We start from the raw sequence: 25,494 nt of genomic DNA, 5'->3' as shown, positions 1-25,494 counted from the left end.
TTAACAAGAGCGCAACAAAAGTAATCCAAATAAAAATATTGGTCAACAGCAAAAACACAAATAAATCATACCAAAATAACAAAATTTGGACTTACCAATATAAAAATCAAATAAAAAACAATTAAATACAGACACATAGAAAAGAACCAAAGCTAGTAACAAATAAAAATGCATACAATCAATTATTGAAAAATAGACTAATTGGTAATACAGACATAAAGAGAGTGACATAGTGACTTTCTCAAATGCTTTAATTATATGTAGGCCTCTGCTCAAACATGCATTGAATATAGCGGTATGGCCTTTTTCTTGGTACGTTTAATAAATAACCAAAGAATTCATGCTGTAAAAAATGAAACCAGAAGATAGTACATCACGAAGTCAGTCGGGATTTTTTTCTGAGTCAGGCGAGCTTGGTGGAGCGCACCCACAATTTGCAGAGCTATGTACGGCCCTTTACGAACGAGAGGTAACTGCGCTATCAGTGAGCGCAATTAAAAACGTTTCGCTAATAAAACGCAGAATAGGAGGCTTGCCGCATCATGTAAGAAGCGTTGCACGCTTCATGGTTGCAGTGCGTCACAGTGATGTAATGTCTCCACTTGATATCGATACTCACAACGGTAGCTGGTATGCCAAGCAAGCTTCTAAATGCCCTGGAAATAAACACGATGAGCAGAAATGTGCTCAATGGTATGCACAGCATGGAACATATGGCTTGGTGGTTCCGGTCTTAATGAGTTCAATGGAAGGGTTTACCATAGAGCTAGACTCCATTGATATGATTGATCACAAACTACATCGTGTTCATTTAAATAAGCACGGCTGGTTTTTAGAGTCTGGTGCTTCAACTGACGACAGTGAGAAAATTGGACTCTCCCGCTGTTTGTTGAAACCTAATAAAGCAGTCATGACAAGCGCATGCTGCGGTCATAGCTGGACACACAAAAGCCGCACTTTTCCTCGCGCATTGTCCATTCGTGAAATGAGACTTTCCACGCAAATTAACTGGAAAAATTTCACACTACCGCCGCCTCAAAAAGAATAAAAACCCACAAAATCAAAATAAAAACGCACAAAACCAAAGGTAAAAACAATTTCCAATTTAGTACACCCATCCTAAAACGCAGTAGAAAATGTCCATCCCCCACTCAACTAGCGTCGAAATGGCAAGTAACAGCAATAAACCAAGACAAAAACTAGGACAAATATCCTAAATAATTAAATAATTTGTTTTATACACGAAAAATATAGTCATTATGAAAATCAATGGTTGACCTGTTGCACTCACATGGTTACATTGAACCCACAAACTCGGTCAGCAAGAAACTAAAGCTCATGCAAATTCGTTTCATTCTTCTATCTCTACTCCTTATGGCAGCCAGACTGCACGGGTAGATTGCGACCAGCAATTAATCACACAAAAACCCGTGCCAAGCACGGGTTTTTTTTTACCATTTAACTGAGAGAGCGTCATGACAAATCAAGTGAAGATCTTTGATACCACATTACGAGACGGTGAGCAGGCGTTACCTGCCAGTCTAAGTGCCAAAGAGAAGCTACAGATTGCGCTGGCGCTTGAACGTTTAGGTGTAGACATTATTGAAGCGGGCTTTCCAGTTTCATCACCTGGCGACTTTCGCTCGGTACAAATGATTGCTAAAGAGGTAAAAAACTCCGTTGTTTGTGGTTTGTCTCGCGCTTTGCCTGGCGATATAGACGCCTGTGGACAAGCTCTTAGCGTTGCCGAGCAATTTAGAATTCACACTTTTATAGCAACATCAGAGATTCACGTTGGCGCTAAGCTTCGCAAGTCTCAAGACGAAATAGTCGAGATGGCGGTAAAAGCCGTTAAGCACGCAAGACAGTATACTGACGACGTAGAGTTTTCCTGTGAGGATGCTGGGCGCACCCATATCGATTATCTATGCCGCATGGTTGAAGCAGCTATTAACGCTGGTGCAACGACAGTGAATATTCCAGACACCGTAGGCTACACTACCCCTACTGAGTTTGGCGGCATTGTTCAGCAATTGTTTAATCGTGTACCTAACATCGACAAAGCCACTATTTCAGTGCACTGCCACAATGATTTGGGGCTAGCCGTAGCCAACTCCTTAGCAGCGGTAGAGCAAGGAGCAAGACAAGTGGAATGTACAGTAAACGGTATCGGTGAGCGTGCTGGTAATGCATCATTGGAAGAAATCGCCATGATCTTACAAACCCGTAAGAACATGTTGGGGTTTGAAACAAACATCAATTCTACTGAAATTTCACGTACATCGAAGTTAGTCAGCCAGCTTTGTAATATGCCGGTGCAATCTAACAAAGCCATAGTAGGTGCGAATGCATTCAGTCACTCGTCGGGCATTCATCAAGACGGCGTTTTAAAAGCGCAAAATACCTATGAAATTATGACCCCAGAAAGTGTGGGCATAAACAAGAACAACCTTAATCTTACTTCTCGTTCGGGTCGTCATGTCATTAAGCATCGCTTAACCGAACTGGGCTATAAGACTGAAGACTACGACCTAGAAGCAGTCTATGACGCCTTCTTAAAGTTAGCGGATAAGAAAGGCCAAGTGTATGACTACGACCTTGAAGCCTTGTTGTTCTTTGACAAACAAAAGCACGACCAAGCTCACTTCCAGCTACTTTATCTTCAAGCTAATTCAGGGCGTGAAATTATCCCAAGCGCCACGGTAAAAATGAAAGTGGGCAGTGAAGAGATCACCCAATCCAGCATTGGAAACGGTCCTGTAGACGCCGCTTATAAAGCTATCATGTCTATTCTGGGGCACGAAGATTTAGAGGTTGTAGACTTTAAACTAGATTCAAAAGGAGAAGGTGCTGATGCCCTGGCGCAAGTGAGCGTTATAGCCACTTACAAAGGCCGTCGCTTCCACGGAATAGGCCTTGCTACAGACATAGTAGAGGCAGGCGTTAAAGCCCTTATCTTTGTACTTAATAACACCTATTTAGCTGACAAAATCGATCAGCAAAAAAATCAACAAGAACGCGTTGCAGGAGTATAAATGAGCCAGTATTCAATTGCCGTATTAGCCGGAGACGGTATCGGCCCAGAGGTAATGCAAGAAGCCAATAAAGTTTTAGATGCCGTAGAGAAGAAATTTAACGTCACACTTAATCGTACTGCTTATCCTGTAGGGGGCTACGCCATTGATACTGAGGGCGAAGCATTACCTTCAAAAACGCTACTAGGCTGTGAAAAAGCCGATGCAATTTTATTTGGCAGCATTGGCGGCCCTAAGTGGGACACATTGCCTTTAGAACAGCGTCCAGAGCGAGCAGCGCTGCTTACTCTTCGTAGCCACTTTGATTTATTCAGTAACCTACGCCCTGCTCGTATTTATCCAGGTCTTGAAAGCTTGTCTCCCCTTCGCGAAGACATTGCTAAATCGGGCGTAGACGTTTTAGTTGTTCGTGAGCTAACCAGCGGTATTTACTTTGGTCAACCTAAGGGCCGAGAAGGTGAAGGCGAAGAAGAATTCGCCTACGACACCATGCGCTACAGCAAACGAGAAATTCGCCGTATTGCCATTGCAGCATTTGAAGCTGCACAAAAGCGTCGCGGTAAAGTCACCTCCGTAGACAAAGCCAACGTGTTGGTAACCAGTCGTTTATGGCGTGAAATTGCTGAAGAAGTAGCAAAAGACTACCCAGATGTTGAGCTTGACCACATTTATATTGATAACGCCACCATGCAAATAATGAAGAACCCGGCGCAGTTCGATGTGATGCTGTGTTCTAACCTGTTTGGCGATATCGTGTCTGATGAATGCGCTATGATGACTGGCTCTATGGGCTTGTTGCCATCGGCAAGTATGAACGAAGACGGTTTTGGTCTTTACGAACCAGCGGGCGGTTCGGCCCCTGATATTGCTGGCCAAGGCATTGCTAACCCTATCGCACAAATTTTATCAGCCGCCATGATGCTGCGTTTTAGTATGAATTTAAACGACGCTGCAGATGCTATTGAAAAAGCAGTGGTAGCAACGCTAGAAGCAGGTGTACTTACAGGCGAGTTATTACCTGCAGATAAACGTAGTCAAGCGGCAAGCACATCGCAGGTAGGCGATGAAATTGTTAAACAATTAATGGCGCAGGAGTAAAACAACCTCATGGCCAAGACCTTATATGACAAAGTGTGGCAAGCCCACATTATTGACCAAATCGGTGAAGACAGCTTAATTTATATCGACCGTCACTTAATTCACGAAGTAACGTCACCTCAGGCATTCGCTGGCCTTAACGAAAAAGGCCGTAAAGTGCGACGCCCTGATCGCACGGTTGGCACCATGGATCACAGCATTTCAACCCGTTCGTTAGCCATTGATGCGTGTGGCCCCGCCAATGCGCTTCAGCTACAAACCTTGGCAAAAAACTGTGAAGACCACGGTATTCAGCTTTTCCCGGTTGGGCACCAAAAGCAAGGTATTGTGCACGTCATGGGCCCTGAGTTAGGTTTAATTCAACCAGGTATGACAGTAGTGTGTGGTGACTCTCACACTGCAACACACGGGGCATTTGGAGCGCTAGCTTTTGGTATTGGTACTTCTCAAGTAGAGCATGTGCTAGCAACACAAACCTTAAAACAAAGCCGTGCGAAAAGCATGCTTATCAATGTTAACGGTAAGCTTCCTGTAGGTATTACCGCAAAAGACATCATTCTTGCCATTATTGGAAAGATTGGTCATGCCGGCGCTACTGGTCATGTTATCGAATATGCAGGTGAAGCTATTCGTGGCTTGAGCATGGAAGAGCGCATGACAGTGTGTAATATGAGCATAGAAGCTGGTGCGAAAGCTGGACTTGTTGCACCTGACGAGAAAACCTTTGCTTATCTTGAGAGCCGTGAATACGCACCTAAAGGGCAAGATTGGGAAGACGCTGTCGCTTACTGGAAGACGCTTTACACCGAGGAGGGCGCTACATTCGACACTGTGGTTGAACTAGAAGCCGCCGATATTGCCCCTCAGGTAACGTGGGGCACAAACCCAGGCCAAGTAATTGGCGTAAATACGCCTGTACCGGCGCCTGAAGATTTCAACGACCCCATTGAAAAAGAAAGCGCTGTAAAAGCACTTGAATATATGGGTTTAAAACCCGGTGAAAAGCTTGCCGACGTTGCAGTAAACCACGTATTTATCGGCTCATGTACTAACGGGCGTATTGAAGATATGCGCGCTGCAGCACAAATTGCCAAGCGCGGCAAAGTCGCCGATTCAGTAACAGCTATTGTTGTTCCGGGATCTGGTAATGTTAAGCGCCAAGCAGAAGCTGAAGGATTAGATAAAATCTTTATCGATGCTGGCTTTGAATGGCGTTTGCCGGGCTGCTCAATGTGCCTTGGTATGAATGACGATAAACTAGTGGCAGGCGATAGATGTGCTTCTACCAGTAACCGTAACTTTGAAGGCCGACAAGGTCGCGGTGCACGCACCCATTTAGTAAGCCCAGCAATGGCTGCAGCCGCCGCCATAACCGGGCGATTTGCTGACGTTAGAGATTATCAGGAGTAAGTTATGTCTGAACAAGGTTTTACACAACACACAGGCATTGCTGCGCCACTTGATCAGGCCAATGTCGATACCGACCAAATTATTCCAAAGCAGTTTCTAACCGGTGTTACTCGTGCAGGCTACGGGAAGCATTTGTTTCACGATTGGCGCTATTTAGACTTGGAAGAAAAAGAGCCTAACCCAGCGTTTACATTGAATAAGCCTGAACACAAGGGTGCAAGTATTTTATTAGCTCGCGAAAACTTTGGCTGTGGTTCAAGCCGTGAACACGCGCCATGGGCACTTGCTGATTTTGGATTTAAGACGGTTATTGCCACCAGCTTTGCCGATATATTTTATGGTAACTGCATTAATAACCAGTTAGTGCCAGTGGCACTATCAAGTGAGCAGATGGATGCATTATTTTCAGCAGTAAAGGCGAGCCCTGCAACCGAGATTACCGTAGACCTTCCGGCTCAAACAGTAAGCGCAGGCGAAGTAAGCTTCTCTTTCGACATTGCAGAGCACCACAAAACTAACTTAATTAAAGGGTTAGATGCAATTGGTCAAACATTAGAGTTAACCGATAAAATTGAAGCGTTTGAAAGCAAGCAAGCTGCTTGGCTTTAGCTACTATACAGCTGTAGTGTTTACTCTGCCATGAAGTAGGCACAAGTAAGTAATAGCGAATGATAAAGGTGTTTTGTATAACACCTTTATTTTTTTAGACTAAAGTGTAGTAATCTGTTCCTCCTTTTCTATGGATTATCGTAGAATTCACGCCTATTGTAAGTATGTCGAATACGGCTTTTAGGGCCTAATGGGAGAAGTAATGTTAGAGCAAGTGCGAATTGATGATTTACAGCCAGGTATGTACGTCAATAAGGTACTTGAGCAAACAGGCTCGCTTAAAATGCGCTCAAAGGGCATTGTTAAAACGCAACGTATTATCGATTCGCTAAAAGCGAAAGGCATCTTGGTGGTTGAAGTAGACAGCGCTAAGTCCAAATTCGAGAATGCAGCTACCAATGCGCCCTCGGCTCCAGTTGAAGAAAGTAAAGCTGAAAGCGCTCCAGAAAAACCAAAACCAATGGGACGCGACGCCATAAACGAAGCCAGCGATTTGTATGAAAATGCAGTAAGTATTCAAAGCAGCTTTATCAAGTCACTAAAAAACGGGGCTCCAAAAGACTTATCGCCCATGGAGTCGCTGTCGCACAGCTTAATTGAAAGCGTATTTGATAATAAAGACGCGTTAAGCTGTTTAACCATGATAAAAGAGGCAGACCAGTATTTGCTGGAACACTCTATCAACTGCAGTATTTTGGCTGGCATTTTCTGCGAATTCTTGGGCTACGACAGAGACACTATAGAACAAGTGAGTTTGGGTACTCTGCTAATGGATATTGGTATGTCATCATTACCAGAAGATGTTCGAGTAAGTACCGACACGTTTTCAGATGATGACTGGGAAGTCATGAAGACCCACGTAGAGATCGGTATTGATTTAATCGAGCAGTGTGGAGATATCTCAGACCTATCACTTCAAATTATCGAGCAACACCATGAAAGAATAGATGGCTCGGGATACCCTAAAGGTTTAATGGGCGACGATATTTCAGAGTTTGCGCGTATTGCCGCTATCGTCGACGCTTTTGACGCAATGACGTCTAATCGAACACACAAAGACAGCATTACCCCAATGCAGGCATTAAAACGCCTTACTGCTACAGAAAACTTAGATCAAGAATTGGTTAAACAGTTTGTACAATGCATTGGTGTGCACCCCGTTGGTTCACTAGTACGCTTAAAAAGTGGGAAGCTTGGCATTGTGAGTAAAGCCAACCCGAAAGACCCAGTAAACCCGCAAGTGATGACTTTTTACAGCGTAACATCGCAACATTTTAATGAAGTTAAGCGTATCGATTTAAGCCTGTATGAGGACGAGATAGTATCGGGCGTGCGACCTGAAGAATTCAATTTGAATTTGCCTAAATTCTTTAAAGACGTTTTCATTAATCAAATACCGCTTTAAACGAGCAATGCGAGTTATAAAAAGGCCCGTCAGAAACGGGCTTTTTTAATTAATGGAAAAGTTAACTTCAAACAAGCAAGTGCTTTTCGGCTTACCAATCGGTTAACGCGGCCATAGTAAACAATTCATCTTCGAAGGAAAGCACCACTCGCTGTGCCTCTATATTGATAATTTGTACCTTGTCGGCAATCCAATCGCCTTCGCCCATCTGACGACCGTTTACTCTCACCCATCTATCAGCTGGGCGCGACGCATACATATGCGCACTAAAATTCATAGAGGGAAGCCGTGTTAGCAGCCTTACTGGAAGCTGATCTACACGCGGTATATCATCGCGCACGGTCACGCGAGTTTCATTCTCGGCCGGTGCCGATTCTGCTTTAGCATCTAACGCTTCAACCGCCTTGTTAAAACGCGCTAATAGCTCTGGTGAAACAGATACATTACCTTGGTCTGAAGACTCGTTGAGTACTCTACCTTCATAGTCGTCACTATTATTTGTAGTAGTTTGAGTGTTCCCATAACGGTTAGTGGTTTGTGCTGTATTCACGCCCCCCGTTTCGTTATAGCCTTGCTGAAAGTTGGGTGTAGACGACATGTTTTGCGGCTGTGCATAGTTTGTTGAACCTGCGTTTTCTGTGCTCTGATTAACAGAAAAGTCGTTTACATTGCTTTGGTTTGATGCGTTTTGGTCTGTCGTGTTTTGAGCAGCAACTTGAGTGCCTTGAGACTGACCATTTGGCTGTTGAGAAGGCTGCCCTTGAGCACCTGAAGAGGCGTTACCTTCAGCGGCAGACGCGCTAGGCGAAGCAGCATTATTATCGCGTTGGTTAGCTGGTGTACTTACACTGTCCACCTTTGCTATTTCAGCGTTACTCGTATTAACCGGCCACCAGTTGTCACGGGTTGCCGCGGTAAAACCCAGTGCTAAGCCACCGGCAATCACAATAGCAAATGTAGCTACTTGTTTACCGTATACTTTCCATGCTGAGGGTAGCCCTTCAACGGTAGGCAAAAACAAGCTTCTATTGAATTGCTCGTTTAAAGATTTATCAAATTTTGCGGTAGTGTCGTGCTGGCCGCGCAACAACGCTTGCGTTTGAGTACGATGCTGTACAGCAGGTGCAATTTCTACCGTTTGTTCTGGATCTATTTCTAGCTCTTGCACCCCCATTTCAGACAAACCTTGCACCATGGCGTCGCTGGTCACTAAACCCGACTTCCTTATTTTTACCGGGCCGTTTTGCTTGGTGACTTGCACAATTACCATGCCCGGCTTTAGGTTTTCAACCGCCACTATGTTAGACATACAAACTCCCTATGCCGTAACCACATACTATTGCCATAACAAACGCCGACACTAAATACCATTTACGGTGGCTTTGCACGCGCTGGCTAACCACATCTGCACCTAATATTTGTTCTGCCGCAGCTAAAAATATGGTTTTCTGCACAACCGCGTGCTGCTTGGTAAAAGACAATGTAAGTGCTCTATCGCAAAGAAGATTAATAACACGAGGAATGCCTCCGGTAATTTGGTGCACAGCACGTAAAGTAGACTTACTGAATATGCTGATATCGCCTTCAGCCACACTTAAACGGTGAGCAATATACGAACTTACTTCTGGAGCAGTAAGGGGTAACAAGTGATAGCGCGCCGTAATGCGCTGCGCTAACTGACGTAATTCGTTTCGCTTTAACAACTGCTGTAGCTCTGGCTGACCAATAAGTACTACTTTAAGCAGTTTCTCTCGATTAGTTTCTAAGTTAGTTAGAAGGCGCAGCTGTTCTAGCACTTCTGGAAGCAAATGCTGCGCTTCGTCTACCATCAATACCGTATTAATACCGGCTTGGTGGTTTTGTGCAAGCTTGGACAAAATAAGGTCTGTAAAGTACTTTAGGCTGGCTTTTTCTGGGTTGTATTCCAACCCTAATTCGTCACATACGGTGGCTAGCAACTCAAGTGCTGACAACGTAGGGTTCAAAATCATTGCTACCTGCGTATTGTCGGGCAGCTGCTGCAATAGCTTTCTTGATACCGTGGTTTTACCTGTACCCACCTCTCCGGTGAGCATTACAAAGCCCCCGCTTTCTCGTAATCCAAAGGTTAAATGGGCAAGTGCTTCTTTATGCCTTGGACTCATATATAAATAATCGGGGTTAGGGGCAATCGAAAAAGGATTGTCATTTAACCCGAAGTAATTCAAATACATGGTAGCGAGTGCGCCTTTTATAATTTTTATAACGACGAATAAACTACCAGAGCACAACATCAAGTGAAAGTCCTAAGGTGAACCCTGCGAATTTTATTTGTAACATTGCTATACTGCGCCACCAGTAACTGAAAATAAGCTTTTAAATAAGTGACTGAAAATAAGTTCTTAAATAAGTAACTTGAAATTACTGACTAACTAATCATTTGGAACAGCATGCAGGTATATCTCGTTGGTGGCGCAGTTCGTGACGCACTGTTAAATAGAAAAGTAATAGAGCGCGACTATGTGGTGGTGGGTGCGACACCTGAAGAAATGCTTAACCAAGGCTTTACCCAAGTAGGCAAGGACTTCCCCGTTTTCTTACACCCTAAAACCCAAGAAGAATATGCCCTTGCTCGCATAGAACGCAAATCAGGAAAAGGCTATACGGGTTTTGTATGCGACGCATCAAGTACCGTAACACTTGAAGAAGACTTGCTGCGCCGCGACCTAACGGTAAACGCCATAGCGCAAGACAACCTTGGAAACCTTATTGACCCGTATGATGGAAAAAAAGACTTAGAAAACCGCTTGCTCCGTCACGTTTCAGAAGCGTTTAGTGAAGACCCTTTACGCGTATTCCGCGTTGCCCGTTTTGCCACCCGCTATGCGTATTTAGGTTTCACCATTGCAGATGAGACTATGGCACTTATGCAAACCATGGTACAAAACGGCGAGCTAACAACATTAAGCGCAGAGCGAGTTTGGCAAGAAACAAAGCGCAGCCTTTTAGAGCAAACACCTGATGTTTTCTTTACAGTGTTAAGCCAAGCACACGGCCTCAACGACTGGTTTGCTGAGCTTGAAAATAATGTTGATACCGCACTAACTACATTGAAAGCAGCGGTGGAACTTGAAAAGGTAGAAGCTGAAAAGTCAGATGCTAAAAGCTGCGATGCGGAATCCGTTATGCTGATAAAACGGTTTACTGCCCTGCTCTCTCATCTTACCGAAGACGATGCAAAACAACTGTGTAGCCGACTAAAAGTGCAAAACCAAGTGAGCGAAATTGTAACGCTTGCCTGCAAGTTTAAAGCGCTCCTTGCAAACACGAACAACTCACCAAGCGATCTACTCGCTTTATTTAATGGTTGTGATGCATGGCGAAGGGAAGAGCGATTTACTTTACTACTTAGCGCTTTCGCTTCTTATGCGCATACTCAAGGCATAGATTGGCAGCATCAGAGAGGCCATATTGAACGCGCATTGGCTGCCGCCAACCAAGTAAATGTGCAAGACATTATCGCCACGGGTGTTAAAGGCCCCGCAATTAAAGAAGCGCTTAATCAAGCAAAGTTAGATGCCATTGCCTCTATTTCTAAATAATTGTTTCAACGTAATGTTTAGTAGAAAAACGAAAGCGCGCTTTCATACTTCAATATCATCTTCACTATTGTGTTTATTTTTTTGGGTAACGGTCACTCTTACCCTTGCTGGTTGCGCTAAGAAAGTACAGATAATACCTGTTGAAGAGTTTCGTTTTACTCAGCAACAGGTACGGAAGGCAGCACTTTCAGAAGATGCTCACCTTGCGGCATTCATTTTTGAAGATGCCTCAGTGTCGGTTTGGGACATTAATGAGAAACGAGAACTTTATAATTGGCATGCTGAAGCACTTGATGAAGCATCGCTGCATCTCATTTCATTTTCCAAAAATAAGGCGTGGATGGCACTTACAGGTCATTGGAGCACAACGCTTATAAACTTGCGTTCTGGTGAAGTGGTAGGAAGTTGGCACTTTAGCGGTATAGACCCCGGTGCAACGGCATCGTCTACCGCCCTGCCCGCTCTCGGCGATAGCGCGCTGGTTGGTATGACAGACGGCACTGTATTGCGACTGAATTTTGATAACGGTACAGCATTACAATATCAGCACAATACAATGAAAGTACTTCACGTCGGATATGCTTCCGGTGACTATGCATTTTCTGGAGGTATAGATAAACACTGGTTTTTGTGGGACCTAAACAAAAACGAGGTGGTGCTGGAAAAGCTATACAAAAGCAGAGTTACTGCTTCCGTACTCGACAACAGAGCGCAGCGAGTTTTTATATCCGATGCACTTAATACCCACGAAATAGTTGATCTCACTTCTTATGAAGTAGTGTCAAACCTGCAATTTATGGAACGTTTCCGCTTTTTCCGAAAAGGGCTTTTTTTGGAAAATGGCGACTATCTTATTACCACATCGCCAAAATCAGTCGTAACCTTGTGGAATGCTAATTCTGGTGAAGAATTAGCTTCATGGGAAATTAAGCGCTACTCAAGCGAAGCAACCACGCATGCTATTACGCTTAACAACGATGGTGATGTTGTTACCCTATCCTCTGACGGCGTGCTTCAAAGCTGGGATTACCGTTCACTGATTACACACAAATAGTACGCGCAAGTGTTACGCACCACTTACATGCGTTAGTAACACGCGTCAGTAATACACCTGATCTAAGGAATACTGTATACAGCGCTTATCAAAGCGTTTTAAAAGCGTTTTAAAAGCATATTTTCATTTACACATCTAACGTATCTCGCTAGTATCAATCAGGGATTACAAATGTAATCCCTTGTTAGTATTCGTTCCACTGTTCTAACTTAAAGGCATTTTTTCGTGTCTTTTTGAGCAACGGTAATTTCATTTTGAAAAAGTTTGGCATCTGCATGGAGACGCTTAAGTGACAAGAACAATAATCACGTGCTTTGTATTTTTAGTATTTACATTTTTGGTTACTGGTTGTGCTAACAAACCAACCGTTCATGTATATGGAAAATACCTTGATACTCCAAAGCTCCACTCGCTAACCGAAAAATTAAAGGAACAAGGCTTAAATGTAGAGGCGAACGAGTTCGACTTTCCCACAACCGTCAACTCAAATACGCTGCTTTATTCCTTGTTATTACGATCGCCAGAGGTGATAGATAGAACGGCATCCATTGCTGAACTAGAGGGCTTTCCAATTACTAATATGCAAGCACTTACACAGGGTAACCATTGGTACACCAAAGACTCCCTCGCATTATTTTTATTTCCAGATGGCAGAAAGCCGAAGGGTACACTTCTCGCTCAAGACCTTACCAATACATACAAAGGGAAAAGTTGCGGAGATGGCCAACGCTTAACACTACACAAAAACGGTACTTATCAGCTTACGCTTAAAACCAAAAACAACGTGGTTAACACAAAGGGGCATTGGAAGTTTCGCCAATTTCCTTATCTAGAGCTTCAAGAACTAAATTCGCCTTACGCCAACTACTATTTCGAAATATCACAAATTGAAAGCGAAGATAAAGTGAGTAAGCTGAACCTAACGCAATTACAACTACTGAACGCCAACAGTGCCAACCCGTTAACCTCAGAATGTGTGTTCATTCATGGTATACGAATTTAACGGCAGTTTTTCTCTGTGTTTTAGTGCAGCAATGCTACAATACGCCCCATTCATTTAGAGCATTTTTTATACTATGACTTTCGAAGAACTCGAATTAGACGAAGCACTGTGTCATGCAGTTGCCGATATGGGCTTTGAAGCTCCTACTAGCATTCAAGAGCTAGTTATTCCACATGGCCTAGACGGTCGCGACATTCTGGCCTCGGCACCAACGGGCACAGGTAAAACGGCTGCGTTTTTACTTCCGGCATGTCAGTTTTTACTCGACTACCCGCGCAAGCAACCTGGCGCTACGCGTATATTAATTCTAACGCCAACGCGCGAATTGGCGTTACAGGTATACGAACAAGCACTGGCTATTACAAAGCACACTCAAATTGTGTGCGGCGTAATTACTGGCGGTATTAACTATGGTACCGACAAAGAAACCTTAAGCAAAAACCTGGATATCCTAGTGGCTACACCGGGCCGACTGCTTGAGCACATTGAAAAAGAAACCGCCGACTGTCGCGACATAGAATGCCTCATCCTTGATGAAGCCGATCGCATGCTGGACATGGGCTTTTCAACGGTGGTAAATCAAATTGCCGCCGAAGCACGCTGGCGTAAGCAAAACTTATTATTCTCAGCAACCCTTGAAGGCGCGGGCGTAAGAAACTTTGCTCATGAGATCCTGAACAATCCAGAAGTGATTGAAGCCAACCCGTCGCGCAAAGAGAAAAACAAAATTCATCAGTGGTATCACCTTGCTGATGACATGAATCACAAGCAAGCGTTGCTGGTAAATATACTTCAGCAAGAAACCACTACTACAGCGGTAGTGTTTGTGAAAACCCGCGACCGCCTTCAAATGCTTAAAGACTTTTTAGCATCGAAAGATATTCCTGTATGTTGGCTACAAGGCGAAATGCCGCAGGATAAACGTATTGCAGCTCTAGCGCGTTTCAAAAGCGGTGAAGTACCAATATTGTTAGCTACCGATGTAGCAGCTCGTGGTATTGATGTACCTAACGTAAGCCACGTAATTAACTTTGATATGCCGCGTAAAGCCGACGTATACGTTCACCGTATTGGCAGAACAGGCCGCGCTGGAGCAAAAGGTACAGCAATATCATTAGTAGAAGCACATGACTTCGAAATGGTAGCCAAAGCTTCGCGTTACATGGGCGAACCACTAAAAGCTCGCGTTATCGATGAGCTGCGCCCTAAAAACAAAACGCCTAAAATTGGCCCGAAAAAGAAAAAAGTAAAAGCCAAAGATAAAGCAAAGGCAAAAGCTAAACCTAAAAAGCGCAAGTAATTAAGCATGCGGAATGGTGATGGACATGTGCGGAGTTTTGACGGCGCGGGGTGAGGGATTGCTGAAACAAACCCTCACCCCACACCTCAATTTACAGTTCATATCTTTTTAAGGGCTTATATTCACACGCTTGTTGGTAGGTAAGCTAGGGGACTAATATTATGAAATTTCCTGAAAAAATTGTTTTAGCAACGGGTAACCAAGGCAAAGTACGCGAGTTTGCGTCATTGTTCGCTGATTACGGTGTAGCTGTCGTTGCTCAAAAAGAGTTAGGGGTATCTGATGTACCTGAAACAGGCACTACGTTTGTTGAAAATGCCATTATTAAAGCGCGTCATGCAGCAAAGGTAACAGGTCTTCCTGCTATAGCTGACGACTCTGGCTTGGTGGTTGATGCTCTAGGCGGTGCACCGGGTATTTACTCTGCTCGCTATGCTGGCGCAGACGCCACCGACGATACTAATATCGATAAGCTCCTTGCAGCGCTTAACGGCGAAACCCAGCGCAAGGCACATTTCTTCTGCACACTTGTGTTTATGCGTCATGCCGACGACCCAGTACCCTTGGTAAGCCAAGGTAAGTGGGAAGGTGAAATTCTTACCGCGCGTTCTGGTACCGATGGTTTTGGTTACGACCCAGTTTTCAATGTTCCATCGCACGGTTGTACTGCCGCTGAACTGGAAAAAGCAGATAAGAACCTTATTAGTCATCGCGGTAAAGCACTGGCTATTTTGCTAGACAATATGAGATCAAACTTTGCGTAATCCACCGCTTAGCCTATACATCCATATACCGTGGTGTGTTCAAAAATGTCCGTACTGCGACTTTAATTCCCATGGACTGAAGTCGGCGTTACCGGAAAAAGAGTATGTGGCGCATTTGCTAGATGACCTAGCCGAAGACGCCAAGCTAATTGGCGATCGCACTGTTGAAACTATTTTCATTGGTGGCGGCACACCTAGCCTGTTTTCAGCACAGGCCATGGCCGATATTTTACACGGCGTAAAACAGCGCGTTAATTTAAGCGACAGTGCTGAAATAACCATGGAAGCCAACCCTGGTACGGTGGAAGCGGGTAAATTTGCTGGCTTTTATCAAGCAGGCGTAAACCGAATTTCGGTGGGGATCCAAAGCTTTCAGCCAAAGCATCTAAGTGTTCTTGGTAGAATTCATAATAAAAGTCAGGCTGAAAATGCGGTAAAACAAGCACATAGTGCAGGCTTGCCCACGTTCAATTTAGATTTAATGCACGGCTTGCCAGAGCAAAGCGTTGAAAATGCCATGTCTGACTTGCAGCAAGGTATTGCGCTAAACCCATATCATTTGTCTTGGTATCAGCTTACCATCGAGCCCAATACACCTTTTTACTCCCGTCCACCAGAGCTGCCAGACGATGACATCTTGTGGGACATTCAAGAAAAAGGGCATGCGCTTTTAGAAGCAGCAGGCTACCACCAGTACGAAATTTCAGGCTACTCGAAGCCGGGGCATCAGTGCCAACACAACTTGAACTATTGGCGCTTTGGCGACTATTTGGGTATTGGCTGTGGCGCACATGGAAAGGTGACTGACGCACAAAATGGCACTATTAACCGATTAGTGAAAGTCAAACACCCGCGTGGCTATATGGAAATAAGCAGGCCGTACCTTGATACAAAAACCTTGGTGCAGGAAGACGATCTCCCTTTTGAATTTTTCATGAACCGCTTTCGCCTTGTAGAGCCCTGCCCTATTAGTGATTTCAGCGATTTTACAGGAATTGCGCTATCGACAGAGGTGAAAAAGGCGCTTGTTGATGCAAATCAGCAAGGGTTGCTGTCTATTTCTGATAACCACTGGCAGGTAACGGCAAAAGGCAGACGATACTTAAACTCGCTTTTATCGTGCTTTGTGTAGCAGCTATATTTTCTAACTAACCTTTTTGACTACCATTCTGACTAGCCCCTCTAACTAACCCTTCTGACTAACTATGGCGTTAGTCAGAATCTGTTTGTTGCAAGGTAATAATATTGTAGGGCTTAAATGCGGGTACGCTTTCTCGTAGTTTTTCTTCCGCAGCATCTAAACGCTTCAGTTTTTCGCAAAACCACTCTGCTTTCTTACGCAGTGTAGTAGCTTTATCGCCTACATCTAAATGCTCGCCTACATTGTTCAGCTGGCGCGTTATCTCGGCCACTTTTTCCTGATTTACTTCGCCGTTGCCCGTGTTTATTCCGCTAATTGCAGACAAAATACCGCCTACAGAGGTAGAAATCGCTTCTTCAAGCTGCGCTTCAATTTCACTGTCTACGAAGTCGTCTACGCTTTCAAGCGATCCTGGGCCGATAAAATAGTGGTTACTGGCGTGGCGAAATTTATCTTTAACGCGGTGTCTTACGCGCTTCATGGCGCCATTCAACCGTTCGTAGCTGTCGTGATCGCTTCCTACCAAGCCTAAATAAACATGCTCGATAGTGTCTATGGCAAGATCAACGCCTTCGGTTGCCAATACAATCATTTTAGGTACTACATAATGCAGACCAGAGGAGTACTCTTCTAGCAACGCGCGCTGCTGATCGTCTAATGTTTGCCAACGGCCACTTACAAACAATTGAGACTGTTCATTAATTTGCACAACAGTACGCGTTTTGTCCATTACGCGTAATTGATCTTTGTTCACGGCTATACCATACGCGAAATCGATATTGCAGGTATATTCAGCGTGCGCCAATGTATTAACACCAACGAGCAAACAAATAGTGAGGATTACAGCCTTAAGGCGCATTTCTATTTTCATAATAGTATTGTGGCTAGCTTACAGCGAAATAAAAAGCCATCATGAGTCTAACGTGCTAAAAATCAGGTTGAATTTGGGGCTAACCTGAAAAAACAAAGCACGCAGTATAATGCGTGCTTTGCCAAGTTAAAGTTAACTATTAAGATAATAGACGAAAGAACAGTTTTACTGTGTTCATTGCCCTAATCGTTTGTGAAAGTGCGAACTAACCTAACGTAGATAAACCTATCTTTTTCCTTAATCGAATGACTGGCATTAAAGAATGCCACCACCCACGCCCTATCTGGATCATCAGACGACGGTGTAGAACTCCAAAAGTCGTCAGCAGGCGTTGCTGGAAACAACGACGCGTTTATAGCAGGGCGAACACAATCACGTTCGGTTAGCGTTGCTAACTCTTTTACATTTGGCAAACGCCAACCTAATAAGTCTTCATTACTGGCTTGCTGTGCTAGCTGCAATGCTTCTTGCCAGGTGTATTTCACCGCTTCTCCACTACAAGTTGAACCATCCCACGTTTGCCCTTCTGAACATCTTCGCCAAACTAGGTCGGTAGTGGTGTCAAGCAGTGTATTTGTAGTTACCGCTGTAAAATTGCTGCTTGGTGTTGTTTCCAAGCCATCCGACAAGCACTCTTGTGCAAGAGCTGAAGATGAATAAGTGGCAATACATGCAAAGCTAACCACTGCGGTTGCAATTTGTTTTACGTTTTTTATTTTAAACACTGTATTAATTACTTTTTTTAGCATCGTCATTATCTCCCAGCACGAACTAATCGCACACGACCTGCCGTAGACTTATTCAAGAAATTATCTACCCCTGAATCGAAGTCTAATGCCCATGCATTTTGTGCGTCATCGCTGTTTACACCGTCAGCACTTGGCACCGATGTCCAATACCACAGTGGTGTTGTAGACACTTGCCCTGTATTTGGAAAGTAGTCTTCGTCTATTGCTACATCGTTAGCAATTCCCAAATGCATTAGCGAAAACAGCTCTTTATGCGTTGGCATGCGCCAGTCGAAAAAGCCGCATAACCCTTGTGCATTCATAGCCTCGACGTAAGCCGATGTGTTGCACTCGGCCAGTAAGCACGTTGCATTTGCGCCAGTTTGATCTCCCTCAAACCCACCGTTTACTTCGTCACTGAACCAAGAATACGTAAAATCCTTATCTTGGAACGTTCCATCATCAGTTTTCACTTCCCACACTAAGCCCGTTACGTTGTCTCGCACGCAGGACCATGTTGCGGCGCTGGCATCCTGCTCATCACCATTGGCATTTAAGCGTGTGAAATCAAAACCTGCTTTACCACGACCTGCTTTTTCAATTAAGCCATTTTGTTCAATGATATCGGCACCGCGCTGACCGTCTTGCCCTGGAAAATCATTTTGCTGAACCGACGTTAACGCGTTGTTGGTAGCCTGCTGTAAAAAGCCTGTATCATTCATCAGCGGCGTAGGCATCGGGCGAATACGTACATTTATGGTGTCTTCAACACTGTTTCCATTAGCGTCCGTAACGGTTAGCGTGTAAGCCACAACCGTTGCTGAATCTACCGCAGGCGCTACTGCAAACGTAGATAGCGCATCATCGTCATCTATTGCACGAACGGCATTATTAGCCGTTGATGAAGGTACGTTATTGCTTCGCTCCCAGGAATAAACCAGAGGCATGGCGCTAGGAATACTTGTGCTTGCTGTGCCGTTTAGAATAACCACTTCACCGCTGAAAACACCTTGAGAAAAACCAGCATCAACAACCGGTAGCGTCTCCGTTTCTGACTGAATCGAAATAATGACGGCCTCGGTGTCGGTAGCGCCTTCGGTATCAGTTACTTGAAGTTCAAAACTAAGTGTTTGTGGATCATTAGCTATAGGGGTGGTTATCGTTAACGTTGATAAGTTGGTGTCTATACCAGTAATCACGTTGGTGCCGCGAGTTTGCGACCAGCTATAATCGGCGATTCCGTTGGCCGAATCGGCATCGCTGCTGCCCGAGCCATCGAATATCACCTCAACTCCGCCTGGAAATGTATTTGCAGGCAAATTGCTATAACTAGGTACGGTCACGCTGGCTACAGGCGCGATATTCACTGGCGCAACGGTGATAATGGTGAAGTCTGTCGCTGAATTCCCGCTATTATCGTTAACCGACACGGTAAAACGGTACTCTGTTGATGCATTTACTGAAGGGGCAGTAAAGCTTGCCGTTGAAGAACTTGTGTCATCTTGTGTAATGGCTACTGATGGCGACGATGTCCAGTTGTAGGTGTAGTTACCGTCTCCGCCCGATACTTCTGCGCTTAGCGTATAGCTTACTCCTTCGGTAACCGTTGCATCAGGCCCTGCATTGATCAGTAGATTCGTATTGCCCGAGCCATCACCGTCGGTGCCGTCACCTCCGCCACCACCGCCTCCACAAGCAACCAATGTAAGGGTAAATAAGGCAAAGAAGAAACATTGAACGCCATAACAAAGTTTTGCCGAGGAAGAGAGAGAATGATTGGCTTGCATAAGTACTCCTATCACACCAAGCACGCTTGGTATGCAAAATCAAAGTATGAGAAATTAAATGCAGTGACGAGGCGGTGTACTGCTTAAGCAAACAGCACACTAAACCTAAAAAGCAAAAGACTAACTACAAAACACGCTTCGATTCTTTTGCTTCAGAAACCATTACTTGGAGTGCTTCTAGTTGCTTTTTACCTACGGCCACGTCAGTCATGTCATAAATCATCATACTGATGTAATCCACTTTGCCCGTCGCTGAGGTTAACGGAGAAAGTGTGATGTTTTGATACATAAAAGATTCACTTCCTGTAATCGGCCGATAATTAGGAAACTTGAACAAATAAGGGCGTTGTTCCCATGTCATAAACGCACGGGTTTTTAAGTCGAAAACGGGTTTCGCTTTTCTCATAAACCAGTCTTGCTTGATGGTAGGAAAAAGCGTGAACAGCGACTTGTCTCTTACTTCACTGGGTAACAAACCGCTGTGACTTTCCATAAAGCCGTTCCACACCTGTACATTAAAATTCCTATCAAGCACAACTATGCCAACGTCTACCGACTGCAGCATGTCCATCATCCAATGGAATTCTTGCAACTCATCTAAGTGCTGACTCATTAGAAATCCTCCAACAAGTGTGCAAGCTTCGAATTCATCATTTTCATCGATTCTTCAGTAAACAGCAGAATTAAGTCACACTGAACGTTGTAGCCCTCTAAGCCGTAGCTTAGCTCTATTGCTAACGTACGCTTCCATTTAATTTGGTTCATGCTAATAATTTCGGTAATAGCACGATGCTGACCCAGCACGATTGGATGGCCTTGGCTGAAGTTAATGTCCATCTGAACAGCTAGCCCCGTTAAACAAGTACCAATCAATATGCTAGCAGCGTCCATCAGCAACTCTAGCTGAAGTTGGTCGTCAACCTCACCTTCTACATTCAGTATTTTGGCCACATCATCAAAGCTAGAGTCACTTAAAATACATATTGCCTCGCCACTCACACCAGGACCTAAAAAGCCTTGGCAAACTGCGGTAACTTGTTCGTGACTTTCAATGTCAGACAGCATCATGTGCAGTTCAGACACTTCAATAAGGTTCACATTTGGAATAGGAAGCTCAACAAATACATTCATGATACGGGCAAGGTGGTCGCCCGCTTGCCCCATGGCAATATTTGTAATCTCTTGATAGCAATCGCGAATATCAGGGTCGAGCGGCGTTTCCTCTTCCTCAATCTCTTCTTCAACGTGTAAGATATTGTATTTATCGAGTACTTCGGCAAGTTTAGATGGATCGACAGGTTTACGAATGAAATCTATCGCACCGAGCGAGGTAACGCGTTCATGTGCTTCAGGCTGAACGTCACCAGAAATTACTACGGTTTTGGTTTTTAGTCCCTGCTTTTGAATGGCTTCGAGGGTGCCATACCCATCTAGAACAGGCATGTTCAAGTCAAGCAGCAGAAGGTCACCTTTGCCTTCCGCTAGCGCGGTTAACGCTTCTTGACCATTTTTGGCGAAGTGAACAGCAACTTCCCAGTCTTGAGGAAGGCACTTGGCCACTTGCTTACGCGCCACTAAAGAGTCGTCACATACGAGTACAGAAAACATTAAGTTCTTTTACCACCTAGCTTATAAACCAGTTTTCACCGACGATTTTTTGTTATTTTTAGTGTATCGGCACAAAAGCGATGAACTAAAGGGATGATTTTTCTCGGCGTTTAAAAAGGCATTAATTCACAACAAAACATATCATTAACGAATAGCACTTTTGCCAAATATTGCCAGCCAGATTCATTGTAACTTTATGGCTAAGGATATAGAAATTTACGTTTAAATGAAAAGATTAACGAAGCTAACAAAGTAATACGAACAACATTGGCAATACAAGTGCAGTAAAAATACCGTTTACACATAAGCCTAACGTCGCCATAGCGGCAACCTCATCACCCATGTGTATAGCTTTAGCAGTACCTACTGCGTGAGCAACAGTACCAAGTGCAACCCCTTGCGCATGTGAATTGTTAATACCGAATACTGAAAATATACTACCAGCAACCACTGCGCCCACTATACCTGTAACAATAACAAATACAGCCGCAAGAGCGGGCACGCCACCAATATACTTTACCGTTTCCATAGCAAGCGGCGTAGTAATAGATTTTGCGAGCATAGTGAATTGCAAACTCAGTGGGGCATTAAGAGCATATAATACGCCCCACGCTAGCAATGGCGCTAAAACACCGCCAACAAAAATACTTAAAGTAAGCGGCCAGCCATAGACCTTGAGCTTTTGCCATTGCCTATAAATAGGTAATGCTAAAGCCACTGTTACGGGGCCAAGCCCCCAATGCAGAAGCCATGCCGATTGCTGGTAGCTTTCAACGGTGGTTTTACTTAATAACAAGAAAACACTCAGCAGCGCAGCTGTGCCAACTAACGGATGTGTTATTGGGTGACCTTTACAAAGCCGATGTAGTTGAAGCGCAGCTACATAACACAGCAGCGTCGCAAGTAACCACAACGTGCTTTGCACTTGAATTAGTTCACTGATCATTGCCAGCGCCTTCTGAGCTCGCACCGGCAGTTTTACTACGGTTAAGACTATCTTTTTTAACGAGTAACCGCTGTGCCACTTGCGCCGTTAGTAACAAGCTAATTGCTGTGGTTAAGATAATAGCCAGTCCAATGGCTAGTGCATTGCTGCTTATCTCGTCCCAAAATAGAGATACGCCCATAACCGCCGGCACGAAAAATAGCGACATATGTTTTAAAGGGCCAGTGACGAAAGTGGAAACATCAACTTCAACAGAGGGAAATTTAAATAGAATAAAAAGTAAAAGTAACAGCCCAACCAAAGCACTAGGTACAGGCAATGCCGCATAATAGGTAATGCTAACGCCCACCGAATAGGCCAAAAATACAAGTAATGCACCAACAAAGTAGCGTTTGATTGCCCTCATTTTTCCTCTTGCAACGAAGTAGTACCGCGCCGTAGTTTTGCGAAGTTAAGTCATTACAAGAGGTTACCCATTTAAAGCCGAAACTGCCAGCAAGACAATGGTCTTAATGGTTGACTCTTTCTCTATCGAGTTTTCCAGAAAAGGTAATAGTATTTATGTGTGATTTTAAATGTAGCCCCATCACTCATAATGGCATGTTGCTGATTCAGCCTTTGCTCTAGTTTCGTCACATGCTCTTCATTTACCGCAACCGAGCGGTTACAACGCTTGAAGCGTTGGTCGTCAAAACGTTTCAATAAATCATTTAACGTTGCTCGCACTATTATGTTTTCATTAATCGTTTGAATACACATATAGTCACCAGCGGCTTCAATCCATTTAACGTCAATGGGGTTTAAACAGCACCACCCTTTTTCTGAGCGTACACCCACCATTCCCGGCTTTTGAGTCTGGTCTAACTGCCTGCGTAGCTTGGCCAAGAGCGCAAGCTCTGAAACACCGTATTGTTTACATAATCCGTTAACAAGTTGCTGAAACTGAGCAGTGCGTTCATAACAAATGTACTTCTGCTCGACGCACGCAATGGCATTTTCTATTTGTAAGCCATCGAATGGTGAAGCAATAAAACCCGATGCGTTATGGTCGAAAGCCAGTAGCGCCTCGCTATCTTTTTCACCAACTGCAACCCAATAACGCGATGCCAGATTTCGGCTCAATTGAGCAACAGAATAAAAACCAATTGAGTCAGGGTGCTTCTGAGCCAAGGCTAGGCAATGGCCCGCCGACTGTGCTTCATAAATGGAGGAAAAAATATTTAGGCGATGCAATAGCGCTATCAGCTGCTGTTGACGCGCTATCGACTGAAGAAATACAAGAGCAATCATTTGCTTTCCCTCGCGCTATAAAAAATAGAAAACGCGTCCCTACTGCTAAATTAAAAAGGGCTACAGGCTGCGTAGCCCAATGGTTAGGGTGACTAAAAAAGCGCATTAGCGTTTCGCAGTAAGTACAGTGTTTTGATCGTTAACGTGCTTGGCAATAAGACTCTGTGTTTTCAATGCATTGTGCGTGGCTGCAAAAGAAAGCAAGTCTTCACCGTTGCAAACCAATCCTTCGTGTAAGTCTCGAATATTTAACCCCGTTGCTTTAACTGCTCGATTTAACTTCAATTTGCTGTCACTTTTAACGGCTGCACATACCGCAATAAGCTCGTTTTCAAGGTGAAGTGGATAGTCCTTTGCGTTTGCTACCGATGCTACTAATGAAAAAGTAATACCTGCTAATACTGCAGTAGTGTAGTGGCGCTGTTTAGTTTTAGAGCGTAAGTTCAACATAACAAGTCCTCTGATTGTGTTAGTTAACGCGGTGACGACCACTCCCTGCCCCGCATCCTTAAGTTAGTGAAACTTTGCCGTTGAAACGCTATAAAATCGTTAAGCCCCCGCTATTTGCGATGTTGCGATGTTGCGATAAGCACACAAATTGCGAGGTTAAATAATCGGTGTAAACTGTATTTAGTCGTATTTCGCACACACTTTGATACAAACAACACTTTTGGTGTGAAAACGCGAAGAGAAAATAAGAACAAGTCATTACGGCAACTACTTAGCGTTACCGAATAAAACATTAAGTCAGGGACGAGTTATGCTTCAGAGAAAAAGCTATCGACAAGTAAGAGAGTACATGCAACCTGGTGACGTTATTGCCTTTGGCGGGCAAAGCATATTTTCTCGTTGGGCAAAATTTACTACCGGTTCAGGTGTAACCCATGTCGCCATAGTCATGGAAAATCATCAAGACACTCACCCAAAAGACAATGTCTCTTTAAAGGTAATGGAATCGGCATGGTTTCGACGCAAGCGCGGCGTTATGAAAAATTGCCTTCACAAAAAAGTAAGAACATATAAAGGCAACATGTGGTGGCTTCCATTGTCAGCTGCTTCACGGGCTATTTTTGAACAAAATCAAGAGGCCTTTTTCGAGTTCATGCAAAAGCAAGACGGCAAACCTTACGATATACAGCAATTATTTGGGGCGGCCATAGATGTCACCGACCAGCACCCTATTCTTTCACGCCTCACTTACAACCAAGAAAATTATAATCGATGGTTTTGCTCTGAGCTTGTAGCTGCTGCACTAAAAACTGCTGGAGTTGTTGATGGTGTAAACGCGTCTGAAACAACGCCAATTGATGTGTGTCGATTCGATATATTCGAAAATCGGTACGTTCAGCTAAAGGGAAAGGATAAAATGATAAAAGGGTTTAATACCCAAAGTGCTGACAATTGGGGTCAAATTGCTTGACCCCACAACTCAATATTTGAATTGAGAACGGCTTAAAAGATACTGTCTTGGTGTATCTTGATAAACATACCCGTACCAATTTTCGAGTAGTCTACTTTATATTCTTTGCCGTTTAGGGTTTGCACGAATAAAAGCGTTTTTTCATCGCCAAACACGTCGCTAGTGGTTACATCGACTAGCTCCATATCCATCATCTTTGCATCGCGCTTATTTTCTGGCACTTGGCCTTCGTACATTTTAATGCCTTTGTACGTTACAAGCACAGGCGGATGCTCATCACCATTGATAATCAATAGATCTAGTTTTCTTATTTTGTGAATGATGGTATTTCGACCACTAGTAATATAGGGTTTTTCTGTCATTCTCATCTCCGCGACCGCTCACCTGCTTATAATTGTTAACAAAAGAATGTAAGTCTTTGAGTTTATCACGATGTTAACTGTC

Annotated in this window: 25 protein-coding genes; 13 read left to right on the top strand and 12 right to left on the bottom strand. The window is 44.1% G+C overall.

The window, feature by feature from the left end; genetic code table 11:
• Window positions 1-352: 352 nt before the first annotated feature.
• From V7R35_RS00585 to V7R35_RS00560, 6 genes are all read left to right on the top strand, one after another.
• Complete coding sequence (locus tag V7R35_RS00585; RefSeq protein ID WP_334012607.1) at window positions 353-1,048, top strand: hypothetical protein; 696 nt, start codon at window positions 353-355, stop codon at window positions 1,046-1,048.
• Between the two features lie 427 nt (window positions 1,049-1,475).
• Window positions 1,476-3,035: a 2-isopropylmalate synthase gene (gene leuA, locus V7R35_RS00580; protein WP_334012605.1), complete on the top strand. Its 1,560-nt coding sequence runs from the start codon at window positions 1,476-1,478 to the stop codon at window positions 3,033-3,035.
• Window positions 3,036-4,133 carry a 3-isopropylmalate dehydrogenase gene (gene leuB / locus V7R35_RS00575; RefSeq protein ID WP_334012603.1) on the top strand — a complete coding sequence of 366 codons (1,098 nt, stop codon included), beginning with the start codon at window positions 3,036-3,038 and terminating at the stop codon, window positions 4,131-4,133.
• Window positions 4,134-4,142: 9 nt separating this feature from the next.
• Window positions 4,143-5,543 (top strand): 3-isopropylmalate dehydratase large subunit, encoded by a 1,401-nt coding sequence (gene leuC, locus V7R35_RS00570; RefSeq protein ID WP_334012601.1) that lies wholly within the window; start codon window positions 4,143-4,145, stop codon window positions 5,541-5,543.
• A 3-nt stretch (window positions 5,544-5,546) separates the two neighbouring features.
• Entirely contained in the window at window positions 5,547-6,152 is a 606-nt protein-coding gene (gene leuD, locus V7R35_RS00565; protein ID WP_334012600.1) for a 3-isopropylmalate dehydratase small subunit, read from the top strand.
• Between the two features lie 202 nt (window positions 6,153-6,354).
• A complete protein-coding gene (locus tag V7R35_RS00560; RefSeq protein WP_334012599.1) occupies window positions 6,355-7,557 on the top strand; it encodes an HD-GYP domain-containing protein in 1,203 nt (400 codons plus the stop codon).
• A 91-nt stretch (window positions 7,558-7,648) separates the two neighbouring features.
• On the opposite strand, the gene V7R35_RS00555 is transcribed toward V7R35_RS00560, so the two are convergent.
• The gene (locus tag V7R35_RS00555; RefSeq protein ID WP_334012598.1) at window positions 7,649-8,866 is read right to left on the bottom strand and encodes a general secretion pathway protein GspB; all 1,218 of its coding nucleotides are present in this window, start codon (window positions 8,864-8,866) and stop codon (window positions 7,649-7,651) included.
• Window positions 8,859-9,770, bottom strand: coding sequence for an ExeA family protein (locus V7R35_RS00550; protein WP_334012597.1), 912 nt, complete (start codon window positions 9,768-9,770; stop codon window positions 8,859-8,861). Before V7R35_RS00550 ends, V7R35_RS00555 begins: the two co-directional genes overlap by 8 nt.
• Window positions 9,771-9,986: 216 nt before the next feature.
• On the opposite strand from V7R35_RS00550, the gene V7R35_RS00545 reads away from it, so the two are divergent.
• From V7R35_RS00545 to hemW, 6 genes are all read left to right on the top strand, one after another.
• Window positions 9,987-11,138, top strand: coding sequence for a CCA tRNA nucleotidyltransferase (locus V7R35_RS00545; RefSeq protein WP_334012595.1), 1,152 nt, complete (start codon window positions 9,987-9,989; stop codon window positions 11,136-11,138).
• A 13-nt stretch (window positions 11,139-11,151) separates the two neighbouring features.
• Window positions 11,152-12,192 (top strand): WD40 repeat domain-containing protein, encoded by a 1,041-nt coding sequence (locus V7R35_RS00540; protein ID WP_334012594.1) that lies wholly within the window; start codon window positions 11,152-11,154, stop codon window positions 12,190-12,192.
• Between the two features lie 289 nt (window positions 12,193-12,481).
• Entirely contained in the window at window positions 12,482-13,195 is a 714-nt protein-coding gene (locus V7R35_RS00535; RefSeq protein WP_334012593.1) for a hypothetical protein, read from the top strand.
• A 73-nt stretch (window positions 13,196-13,268) separates the two neighbouring features.
• Entirely contained in the window at window positions 13,269-14,495 is a 1,227-nt protein-coding gene (gene srmB / locus V7R35_RS00530) for an ATP-dependent RNA helicase SrmB (protein WP_334012592.1), read from the top strand.
• A 161-nt stretch (window positions 14,496-14,656) separates the two neighbouring features.
• Window positions 14,657-15,259 (top strand): RdgB/HAM1 family non-canonical purine NTP pyrophosphatase, encoded by a 603-nt coding sequence (gene rdgB / locus V7R35_RS00525; protein ID WP_334012591.1) that lies wholly within the window; start codon window positions 14,657-14,659, stop codon window positions 15,257-15,259.
• Complete coding sequence (gene hemW / locus V7R35_RS00520; protein WP_334012590.1) at window positions 15,252-16,391, top strand: radical SAM family heme chaperone HemW; 1,140 nt, start codon at window positions 15,252-15,254, stop codon at window positions 16,389-16,391. Before rdgB ends, hemW begins: the two co-directional genes overlap by 8 nt.
• A 79-nt stretch (window positions 16,392-16,470) precedes the next feature.
• On the opposite strand, the gene V7R35_RS00515 is transcribed toward hemW, so the two are convergent.
• The 9 genes from V7R35_RS00515 to V7R35_RS00475 all read right to left on the bottom strand — a co-directional run bounded on the left by V7R35_RS00515 (window position 16,471) and on the right by V7R35_RS00475 (window position 24,080).
• Window positions 16,471-17,271: a YggN family protein gene (locus V7R35_RS00515; protein ID WP_438823438.1), complete on the bottom strand. Its 801-nt coding sequence runs from the start codon at window positions 17,269-17,271 to the stop codon at window positions 16,471-16,473.
• A 182-nt stretch (window positions 17,272-17,453) separates the two neighbouring features.
• Window positions 17,454-18,020 (bottom strand): Lcl C-terminal domain-containing protein, encoded by a 567-nt coding sequence (locus V7R35_RS00510; RefSeq protein WP_334012589.1) that lies wholly within the window; start codon window positions 18,018-18,020, stop codon window positions 17,454-17,456.
• Window positions 18,021-18,025: 5 nt separating this feature from the next.
• The gene (locus V7R35_RS00505) at window positions 18,026-19,786 is read right to left on the bottom strand and encodes an Lcl C-terminal domain-containing protein (RefSeq protein ID WP_334012588.1); all 1,761 of its coding nucleotides are present in this window, start codon (window positions 19,784-19,786) and stop codon (window positions 18,026-18,028) included.
• A 124-nt stretch (window positions 19,787-19,910) separates the two neighbouring features.
• Window positions 19,911-20,399 (bottom strand): PAS domain-containing protein, encoded by a 489-nt coding sequence (locus tag V7R35_RS00500; protein ID WP_334012587.1) that lies wholly within the window; start codon window positions 20,397-20,399, stop codon window positions 19,911-19,913.
• Complete coding sequence (locus V7R35_RS00495) at window positions 20,399-21,394, bottom strand: response regulator (protein ID WP_334012586.1); 996 nt, start codon at window positions 21,392-21,394, stop codon at window positions 20,399-20,401. Before V7R35_RS00495 ends, V7R35_RS00500 begins: the two co-directional genes overlap by 1 nt.
• Before the next feature lie 244 nt (window positions 21,395-21,638).
• Window positions 21,639-22,340: an LrgB family protein gene (locus tag V7R35_RS00490; RefSeq protein ID WP_334012584.1), complete on the bottom strand. Its 702-nt coding sequence runs from the start codon at window positions 22,338-22,340 to the stop codon at window positions 21,639-21,641.
• Window positions 22,330-22,746 (bottom strand): CidA/LrgA family protein, encoded by a 417-nt coding sequence (locus V7R35_RS00485; RefSeq protein WP_334012582.1) that lies wholly within the window; start codon window positions 22,744-22,746, stop codon window positions 22,330-22,332. The genes V7R35_RS00490 and V7R35_RS00485 overlap by 11 nt, the downstream gene beginning before the upstream one ends.
• Window positions 22,747-22,868: 122 nt before the next feature.
• A complete protein-coding gene (locus V7R35_RS00480; protein WP_334012580.1) occupies window positions 22,869-23,630 on the bottom strand; it encodes a LytR/AlgR family response regulator transcription factor in 762 nt (253 codons plus the stop codon).
• A gap of 105 nt (window positions 23,631-23,735) precedes the next feature.
• Complete coding sequence (locus V7R35_RS00475) at window positions 23,736-24,080, bottom strand: DUF3718 domain-containing protein (protein ID WP_334012578.1); 345 nt, start codon at window positions 24,078-24,080, stop codon at window positions 23,736-23,738.
• Between the two features lie 310 nt (window positions 24,081-24,390).
• Between V7R35_RS00475 and V7R35_RS00470 the strand changes: the two genes are divergently transcribed.
• Window positions 24,391-25,050 carry a hypothetical protein gene (locus V7R35_RS00470; RefSeq protein ID WP_334012577.1) on the top strand — a complete coding sequence of 220 codons (660 nt, stop codon included), beginning with the start codon at window positions 24,391-24,393 and terminating at the stop codon, window positions 25,048-25,050.
• A gap of 32 nt (window positions 25,051-25,082) precedes the next feature.
• Here V7R35_RS00470 and V7R35_RS00465 read toward each other — a convergent pair whose 3' ends face one another.
• Window positions 25,083-25,412 (bottom strand): hypothetical protein, encoded by a 330-nt coding sequence (locus tag V7R35_RS00465; RefSeq protein ID WP_334012576.1) that lies wholly within the window; start codon window positions 25,410-25,412, stop codon window positions 25,083-25,085.
• Window positions 25,413-25,494: the final 82 nt, after the last annotated feature.

This window comes from Alteromonas sp. S167 (assembly GCF_036864375.1).
GTDB lineage: Bacteria > Pseudomonadota > Gammaproteobacteria > Enterobacterales > Alteromonadaceae > Alteromonas.
Note: the sequence above shows the minus strand (reverse complement) of the source record. Positions and strands in the feature narration are given on the sequence as shown.